Below are 8,451 nucleotides of genomic sequence, written 5' to 3'. Positions count from 1 at the left end.
GCTCGCCGACCGCTACCGCGCCGGAGTCGTCCTGGCCTCCCTAATCCTCTGGCTCCGCGAACCAACCAGATGATCATTTGTCAGACACGCCTTAGGACGGGGCAGCGCATGGAAAGCACCGTGGCTCGTCTCCCGAACTGGTCGTCCGCCTGTGCGCCACGGCGTATCGTGAACGTCGCGGCTACTGTGAGGAGTTCGCCCTCGACAGCCCGTGAGCCCGGCCGTCGTTCACCGAGAGGAAGCCCTGTGCACGTCACGCTCGCCGAACTCGACTCCGTACGTGATTTCGGTATCGGTTGCCTGGTCGAGCAGTCCGGGGCCCTGCGCTTCCTCCAGGCTGCCGCAGACACGGCCGTGACCCGCTGAGGACCCACCATGTACCTCGATCGCCGACAGCTCGACGCCGTCACGCAGTTCATCCTGCACCGTCTGGCCGAGGAATGCCCCACAGAGCCGCCCAAGGACTCTGCGGATGCACTGGGCGTGGCCGTTATGACGGCCAAGAAACAGGTTGACCGGTTCGTGGAGCTACCGGTCACGGCGACCCGGGTACAGATCATGGACGCCGGTGTCGCGGCAGGGGCAGCATGGAGCATCCTGACGGCGGCCGCGCGCATCTGGTGCGACCACGCCCTGTACCCGGAGTCGGCGGACAAGGGCTGGACCGACCTCCTGCTTGAAGCCGGCCCAGGGGTGTCAATGTGAGAGTTGGGCTGTCGGCACATTGCGGCGTGCCCACTGCGAACCAGCGGGCAATCCCGTCCGCCGCAGCATCGACTGCAGGGAGGCCAGCCGCTGCGGTCGGCTCTGGCGGGTTGCTCGTTCGGCCTGGCTCCGCCGCTCCCACGGGTACGTGAATGCGGCGCTGGAGGTCCTGTTTCGGACTGTCGCCGATCTGCTCGAGCAAGTGAAAGAAACAGCTGTCGCTCAGTGGGGTACCCGGTTGTCGCAGGAGAAGCTGAGCCGGTGGGTGGCTGCCAGGGATGCCGGCGTCGACCCGGTCAGCAGGTGGGCGGACATGATCGAGTTTCGGCACCACGAACTGCCCGCCGAACGAGCTGTGTAGGGGCTCGTCCGTGGCGTAGCTCGTCGGCCGGACAAAGCCTGCGTCCTCGCGCTCAGGGGCCGCAACGCGCACTTTCCACACCACCGAATCCGGCACGATTGCAACGCTCTCCCCGATGGCCTCGTGGATGTGCTGCTGTGGCCCGAACGGAGGCGCTCAGCCACTGGTCCGGTCCGGTTTCGATCGCCACGAACCGCATGGCCCAGCCCTCCCTGGCCTGGCTTGGCTTTGTACGCGAGAACGGGAGTCGTTTGTCGATGAGCTCGGGAGGCGCCCTGCTGGCGGGCAGGTCGATGTTCACGAGTTTGGGAGGCACCCGCCGCTGAGCTGATGGGTACATGTACCGGTGTGCCCGGACTCCAGTGGCCGCGCATCGTTGCCGCCGCGCTCGTCACCAGCTACGACCAGACCGGCGGGTGTTAAATCCTCGAAGGACGCGAAACCCCCTGCTCTCAACCATGTCAGGACGGTAACGCCACGCCGACGCTCCGCCCAGGGCACGGTCGGATGAGCCGACGACGCGACCGGGCGCCGCGTCGTCGACACCGCCTTACGCGTTCGGGTCCCAGGCGAAGAGCCGCTCGAAGATGGCCCGGTCGCCGTCGATCTTCACCGAGTCCAGCGGGGTGCGTCCGTAGAACCACAGGACCAGCTCACCGGCCGTGCCCCGGGCGGAGGCGTCGGCCTGGGCCTCGCCCTCGCCGGCAGCCGGGAGGCGGACGGCGCGGGCGCCATCCGCCTCGACCGTGAAGCGCCAGGAGCGGCCCTCGGTGGCGTGGTAGTCGACGACGGCCGGCTCGTGCGGCCAGACGCCCGACCACGCGCAGCAGGTGAACAGGAAGTCCTCGACGCCGTCCAGCGCCACCTCCGCCAGCAGCGGCTGCGCGGCGCCCACGGTGAGCTGGGCGTCATAGGTGTGCATCGCGATCTCCTGAAGCTGGTGCCGGGCGACGGCACCGCTGGTCCGCGGCGACTGCGAGGCGCCCCACCACGTCCAGCACTCGGCGTCCGGGCCGACCTCCCGCAGGGTGTCCAGCAGCTCCTGCGTCGACGCGGCCAGCCAGGCCACCAACGCCTCGCGCTCCCGGGGCGCCTGCGCCTCGGAGCGCGCCGCCACGGCCTCGGCCGGCGGGGCGTCGGCCGGACCGGCCTCGACGACGGCGGCCCAGAAGGGGCGGCCCGAGCCCAGGTGCCGCGCCAGGTCGAACAGCGTCCACTCGGGACAGGTCGGCACCTGCACGTCCAGGCTGGGCGCGGCGGCGATCGCGGCCCGGAAGGCCGTCGCCCGCTCGTCGATCAGTCGCAGCAGGTCAGGGAGTTCAAGATTCTTCTGCACTACGGCTGTCTATCACCGCACTCCGGCGGCCGAAAGCGAATTTCCCGGCCGCCGCCGTCCGAACCATCCGCCCGAACCGCCGGGCAAGGCGGGTGACCCGCGTTGGCCGGGGTTCGCCCGTCGGTACAAACTCGCCGCCGAACAGCCGGTGCAGTGGGAGGTTGAGGCTCTCGGCCCTGCCGAGCCTCAGCACCTGGTCCTCGCCGCCGTCGCGCCGTACATCGACCGCCGCGTTCTCACCGACCGGATCACAGAGGAGGAACGGTAGCGAGATCAGCTCAGGGCCTTCACCGAGGGATGGACCCTGAATCGCTCGCCGGACCGTGAGTGACTCCCAAACTCATCGACATTGATCATGGAACAGGCCCACGCGGTGACTCCCGAAGCCGACGACAAACGACTCCCGTCCTCGCGTACAAAGCCACTGGCTGGTGGTGGACGGCTCCGGGCTGCCGGTCACGCCGGTGAGCGAATTCCTGCGCGAGCTCGTGGCCTGTGGGAACACGGCGGCTTCCTGTCGCTCCTACGCTTACGACCTACTGCGCTGGCTCCGCTTCCTGGCCGCGGTGGAGGTACCGTGGAACCGCGCCCAGCGCACCGAAGTACGGATATCGGAGCCGGTTGCGAATCGTCCCGCGATGCAGCGGCCCACCGGACTCGTCGGCGAACAGCACGAACGAGTCGGGGAACTTGCCCCGCACGTCCTCAAGGAACCATCGAAGCACCAGGTCCAGGCCGTCCAGCATCGGCACCCAGCGCGGGCGGGGACCGGAGGTGCGGGCGCCCTTGCCGAAGCAGACGTGGAGCTTGCCGAACGGGCCGCGGGTGAAGTGCAGGTCCGGCTTCTCCAGCAGGGAGGCCTCCTCGGAACGGAGCCCTGCGTGATACAGGGTCCGGAACAACGCATAGTCCCGGGCGGCGGGTCCGTACTTCCTGGCGGTCGCGATCCGCTGCTTCATGAAGTCGAAGAACTCGTTCACCCGCTCCGGGGTCGGTGGCGGCAGCAGAGCCGGAGAGTCGTCGCCGACATGCCGGGAGGCGTTGAACTCGTAAACAGGGCGGATCAGTCGGACCCCGAACGCGGCCTCGATCTCGGCGGCCTTCCGGGCCTGCAGGGACCGGTGAAACCCCTTGAAGATCTGCACATACTCGCGGCGGGTCGATGTCGCCCGCCCCTTCACCGCGAGGTCACCGATGACGCGGTCGATGTCCTCCGGGGTCACCTCCCACGCCGGCCGCCCCAACGCGACGAGCGTCCGCTCCAGCAGGCCGATGTCGTTGTCGATCGTCACCGGGCTGAACCTGCGGGCCCGCCACGAGGCGACGAACGCCTCCACACACGCGGCCTGGAACTGCCACGGGTCCCTGACCAGCGGTCCCTGCGGAACGCCACCGCCCGCGATGACCTGCAATCTCGCCTCGGCCACCGGCACACCTTCCTCGCACCTGAACGGTCAAGGCAGCACCTTGAAAACCTGGGCACTGCCGCGACAACCAACGAGGACCGCAGGAGGAGGAAACGGCCAGGTCGCAGCCGCAACTCGTGTGAGGGAACAAGTGCCAGCCCCAGATGAATGGACCAAGACCTTCACCGACCCCCGCCTCTGCGCGGCCATCGTCGACCGCCTCACCTTCAACGGCACCATCATCGAGACCGGCACCGACTCCTACCGCCTCGCAAGCACCCGCGCCCGCGCCGAACAGCAAGCCGTCGGCTGACATCGCACGCCACGGATTCGTGGAACGTCCTCAGCGTTCCCGGATTCTCGACCACCACCAGCCGCCCACCGTCCACTCATCGACGGGACCCGGGTTCGGCAGCGTGCGGCGCTCGAACTCGTCGTCGATGCGATCCACCAGCCGGCCCAGGTCCCGCCGGGCACCACAAGGGAGGTGGAGCATGACCTCTTCCAGGTCATCGCGGGCATACTCGACCTCCAAGCCAGGCTGCCAGACATGGGACGCACTGAGATAGCGGCCCGGCTGCTTGAACATCCACTCGAAGCGGTCCAATGCGTCAGCGACAGCGTTGGGCCATAGCCGCTCGTCTTCGAGACGGCGGATCGCTGCACGGGTCCGCGCGGAGACCCCTCGGACCCGACGCACTGCAACATTCCTGCGCGGCCGCCACCGTTCAGCACGGACGGCCTTCGGACGCCTACGCGGCATCGACCTTTCGGATCAGCACGGCGTCATGCTGACACAGCCCAGCCTGCTTCCGCACGCGTGACCACCACGCACCCGCCACGCCAGTGCTTCTACTTCTCACCAACATTCGTCGGCTCCGCAGCCAACGAGTGATGCTGAAACCCACCGACAAGTGCTCCCGCCTATGACCTACGCAGCCAGCGCCGCCTACACGTCCGTGCATGTCATTGCCGCCGAGGCAGGTTTCAAGTAGCCCGGTGACCGAGGCGTGAAGCGGTCCTGTGTGCCTGCTCGGAGCGTTCCTCAGCTCTGAGGGAGGCAGCTCGTCGCGCTTGCGCGGTTCTGGCACTGCGACGTTCCTCCGCGCGGGCAGCGTGGACCTTCGCCAGGGAGTGAGGGTCCGTGACGTCGGCGACAGATCGATGAACGCCAGCTTCGCCGTAGGGGCCAGCCGCCTCGCGCCATCCGTCCGGGCGGATCCCGTACTGCTTGCCCAGGAGCGCCACGAAGATCTGTGTCTTCTGACGGCCGAAGCCGGGCAGAGCATGAAGGCGGCTGTAGAGCTCCTTCCCGGTTCCTGCGCCCTCCCAGACTGCGGCCGCCCGGCCGTCGTGCAGGGCGACGAGGTGGTGGCACAGCTCCTGGACACGTCGGGCCATGAGGGCCGGAAACTCGTGAACGGCAGGTCTGACCTTGAAGATCGTGGCCAACTGCCGGGGATCGTACTGGGCGAGCCGGTGCACATCGAGGCCCTCGCCGAGGCGCCGGGCGATGACCACAGGGGCAGCGTAGGCGAGTTCCGATGGAACATGGCGGTCCAGAACAGCACCGATGAGCAGGGCGAGTGGGTTGCGGCCGAGCAGGGCGTCTGCCTCGGCCTGCTGTGTGATGCACACCGCGATGTCCACTGACAACACCCTCCTCGACTGGTGATCAGATTGTCACCCAGTGTGGCTGACACTGCACCGCGGGCAGGGCACCACACGCCTGATCACTGCAATCAGAGCTACACGAAGAACGGCGACTGCCCCGGCGAAGTCTTGCTCTTCGCCCAGGCCGGCTACCTGTCCTGGCTAAAGGTCTGCTCCTGGAGCGACGACACCGAGGTAGCACTGGCCCTGACCCGGAATGCTGTGCCGCTGACGCCTGCGTTGCCGGCAGCGAACTCGGGTGGGGCTTCAGCGCACAGCGCCGTGGGCTGATCTGCCTGCGGTCGGACTTCACTGGGACGCACTCTGCCGGGGCTGGAGGCGTGTGACTGCCGGGTGGCTAGTGGCGGCGGGCGGCGCGTACGGAGCGCAGGTGCATGTGGACGGCCACGGCGTCGGTTCCGATGAGTTCGGCGACCTCGGCCTCGGGCAGGTCGAGGACGAGGTGCAGGACGAGGACGTCCTGCTCGGGCTCGCTCAGGTGGGCGACGGGTGGGAGCGGGCCTGCCATCGAACGGACCTGGCGGCGGACCGCCTGCCAGGCGCAGGCGGCGGGGCGGGGCGCGGCCAGGACGGTGGGCCAGCTCCCGCGCCACCGCGCCGTCCACCGACGTGGGCGCCGCGCCACCATCCGCGGCGTTCGCCGGGCTGGCGGCAGATGTCGCTGCCCCCGGACCGACCGGGGCCACATCTCCGGGGCAAGGAAGTGCCCGGGCCAGGGACTACAGGGCCTTGTTAACCGCGACGCCGTTGACGAACACCGTGACGTTCTGCGGCGCCCGGCGCAGAACCTGCAGTACATCGGGGGGCAGCGCCCCGGACCACGTGACGGAGACGGCCTGGTGCTCCTCGTCAACGATGACGGACGGGGCCGGAGCGGTCTGCTGGTGCTCGCGGGCGAGCTGCCGGACGAAATCGCCGAAGGACTCTGAGGCAGGCGGGTCGGGCAGGTTGAGCCGTTGGTGGGTGTTGTGGACGACGATCTGGCCGGGGAACGCCCCGTCGAATTCCTGCTGGGCCCTGGCCTGGTCGCCGATGACGCCCGCGCGCACCCGGTGGTCGGGCATCTGGTCGACCATGTAGACGGTAAAGCCGCCGCCCTGCGTGGTGCGGGCGTAGCGGTCGGCGTCGGGGTGTACGCGGTTGCCCTGTTCGACACCCGGGTCGAGGTGGCAGGTGTGGAGGGTGACGTGGCGTCCGGTGGCATTCTGGAGTTCGCGGCGGGCGCGCGGCTGATCACCGATGACGTCCGCCTCCAAGCCCTCGTCGGTGATGCCAATGTTGCAGACGTGGTAGGTGTTGCCGCCCATGCGGGAGGCCAGGGCGAGTGCCTCGTCGTCGCCGGGGCGGGTGGCGGCGGCAACGAGCACGGTGATGGTGACGCCGAGGCCGGCAGCGACCGCGGTGGCGGTGATCAGGGTCCTGGTAGTGCGCCTCATGCGAGTGAGATCCCGAATTTCTGGGTGATGGCGCCGATCGGCACGTAGGAAACGCCCGAGTAGCAGGTCGGCTTCCAGCCGGCGACGGTGTCGGTGCCCCACCGGCAAGCGACGGCGTCGCCCGCGGAGCCGACGATGAGCCCTTTGGCACCCCAGGCATCGTCGACGGGATCCCCGAGGACGGGGCCTCCGCTGTCACCGTTGGCCGAGACGATGGTGTGGTCGTCGGTGCGCATGGCGGTGTCGACGAGCGTGACCCGATTACCGCCGATCATGCGCACCTGGTCGACCTCGGTCACCTGCAACCCACAATGCTGTCCCGACATGGCCCCGTCCGTACAGACCCGCTCCCCAACGTTGTTGGTCTTCCCGCCATAGATGTGCGTGGTCGCCCCGCCGTCGTTCCACGCGCCGATGTAGGCGCGCGAGCCGGGCTTGTCCCTGAGCTCGATGACCAGGCTGTCGAGATCCTTGGCACTGTCGCGGGCCCAGCCGACGAGTGTGCCGGTGCCACTGGCGTAGCTGCCGTCGGCGCCGCAGTGCCACGCGGTGAGGATGACCGGCCGTGCACCCTGCCAGCCGGAAAAGCCGGTCGAGCAGAACTTGCTGCTGCCCGTCTCGCCCACCGGTGCGCTCATCTCGGCGCCCGCGTACCAGGGCGAGCCACCACTGTGCCGCGTAGCGGTGGGAACGCTCGGCGTCTCCTGGCTGGCCTGCACGGGCAGGCCGGCCAAAGTGGAGGCGTCGACGGCGTACTGCCCGGCAGAGCGGTCGCCGTGGCGCGAGAGCTGCCCGGCGAAACGGACAGTGATCCCGGAACCTGTCTCGTCCGGGCCCACGCTGCTCCAATAGCCCGGCATCGCCTCGGTCGCCCGGATGAACCGGTCGACCGCGGCCTTCATCTCGGCGCGGGAGTAGGAGGCCGGGCGGACGTCGACGCTTACCTCGCGGGGCGCGGAGACAATCGTCTCCCGCACCTGGGAGGGCAGCGGGCCCTTCCAGTACAGGTGAAGGGTCGTGGTCTCCGGATCGACCACCATGCCGGCGTAGCCGGGGTCGTCGGCCGTACGGCTGTCCAGGTAGTCGTGGACGCGGTCGCTGACGGCGTGGATCCTCGCCTGGTTCGCCCACAGCACGCTGGTCGAATCCGCTGCGCGTCCCCGGTCCTGCGCGGCCGCGCTGGCGGATCCGCTCATGGCCATGGCCAGGACGAACGACACGGTCGTATGGCCGGTCGTGCTGGTCACGCCCACCACCATCACCCTTGGATAGCTAACCGTATCCGGCCGACCACCCGTTGTGCACGGCGTGCACCGAACACGCCTTGCTGCTCCGCTCTCGGCTCCAGGCCCGGTCCGGGCCCTGAGCCATGGCGCACTGCTATGTCCGGCCGTGTCAACCTGACGAGCCGTCTCGCCACCGCGTACAACGACGTTCAGCTGGCGCGGACACGGCGCGGCGCCGCCGTGCAGCGGCCCAGGTCGGGCAGGGGCGGACGCGCTCCCGCCGCCCTCTCCGGGTGAGGGCCTGGGG

9 protein-coding genes and 1 pseudogene are annotated in these 8,451 nt (G+C 69.0%); 3 read left to right on the top strand and 7 right to left on the bottom strand.

Annotated elements, in window-relative coordinates:
* Positions 1 to 375 precede the first annotated feature (375 nt).
* The gene (locus ACIQOV_RS15275; RefSeq protein ID WP_331768519.1) at positions 376 to 705 is read left to right on the top strand and encodes a hypothetical protein; all 330 of its coding nucleotides are present in this window, start codon (positions 376 to 378) and stop codon (positions 703 to 705) included.
* A 148-nt stretch (positions 706 to 853) separates the two neighbouring features.
* Positions 854 to 1,066, top strand: a complete 213-nt coding sequence (locus tag ACIQOV_RS15270; protein ID WP_401048763.1) for a hypothetical protein — start codon at positions 854 to 856, stop codon at positions 1,064 to 1,066.
* A gap of 550 nt (positions 1,067 to 1,616) precedes the next feature.
* Here ACIQOV_RS15270 and ACIQOV_RS15265 read toward each other — a convergent pair.
* Entirely contained in the window at positions 1,617 to 2,402 is a 786-nt protein-coding gene (locus tag ACIQOV_RS15265; RefSeq protein ID WP_401048761.1) for a maleylpyruvate isomerase family mycothiol-dependent enzyme, read from the bottom strand.
* 536 nt (positions 2,403 to 2,938) lie between these two features.
* Positions 2,939 to 3,835, bottom strand: coding sequence for a tyrosine-type recombinase/integrase (locus ACIQOV_RS15260; RefSeq protein ID WP_401048760.1), 897 nt, complete (start codon positions 3,833 to 3,835; stop codon positions 2,939 to 2,941).
* Between the two features lie 142 nt (positions 3,836 to 3,977).
* On the opposite strand from ACIQOV_RS15260, the pseudogene ACIQOV_RS15255 reads away from it, so the two are divergent.
* Positions 3,978 to 4,121 (top strand): annotated as a pseudogene (locus ACIQOV_RS15255) (ATP-binding protein); the annotation flags it as partial.
* Positions 4,122 to 4,151: 30 nt separating this feature from the next.
* Here ACIQOV_RS15255 and ACIQOV_RS15250 read toward each other — a convergent pair.
* The 5 genes from ACIQOV_RS15250 to ACIQOV_RS15230 all read right to left on the bottom strand — a co-directional run bounded on the left by ACIQOV_RS15250 (position 4,152) and on the right by ACIQOV_RS15230 (position 8,165).
* Positions 4,152 to 4,415 (bottom strand): hypothetical protein, encoded by a 264-nt coding sequence (locus ACIQOV_RS15250; protein WP_401048759.1) that lies wholly within the window; start codon positions 4,413 to 4,415, stop codon positions 4,152 to 4,154.
* A gap of 380 nt (positions 4,416 to 4,795) precedes the next feature.
* Positions 4,796 to 5,446 (bottom strand): HhH-GPD-type base excision DNA repair protein, encoded by a 651-nt coding sequence (locus ACIQOV_RS15245; protein WP_331768839.1) that lies wholly within the window; start codon positions 5,444 to 5,446, stop codon positions 4,796 to 4,798.
* A gap of 373 nt (positions 5,447 to 5,819) precedes the next feature.
* A complete protein-coding gene (locus ACIQOV_RS15240) occupies positions 5,820 to 5,990 on the bottom strand; it encodes a sigma factor-like helix-turn-helix DNA-binding protein (protein WP_401048757.1) in 171 nt (56 codons plus the stop codon).
* A 211-nt stretch (positions 5,991 to 6,201) separates the two neighbouring features.
* Positions 6,202 to 6,918, bottom strand: coding sequence for a hypothetical protein (locus tag ACIQOV_RS15235; protein ID WP_331768524.1), 717 nt, complete (start codon positions 6,916 to 6,918; stop codon positions 6,202 to 6,204).
* Positions 6,915 to 8,165, bottom strand: coding sequence for a hypothetical protein (locus tag ACIQOV_RS15230; RefSeq protein ID WP_401048755.1), 1,251 nt, complete (start codon positions 8,163 to 8,165; stop codon positions 6,915 to 6,917). Before ACIQOV_RS15230 ends, ACIQOV_RS15235 begins: the two co-directional genes overlap by 4 nt.
* Positions 8,166 to 8,451 lie beyond the last annotated feature (286 nt).

The organism is Kitasatospora sp. NPDC091257 (assembly GCF_044757675.1).
GTDB classification, from domain to species: Bacteria; Actinomycetota; Actinomycetes; order Streptomycetales; family Streptomycetaceae; genus Kitasatospora; species Kitasatospora lactacystinica.
This window is presented reverse-complemented; position numbering and strand designations above follow the sequence as displayed.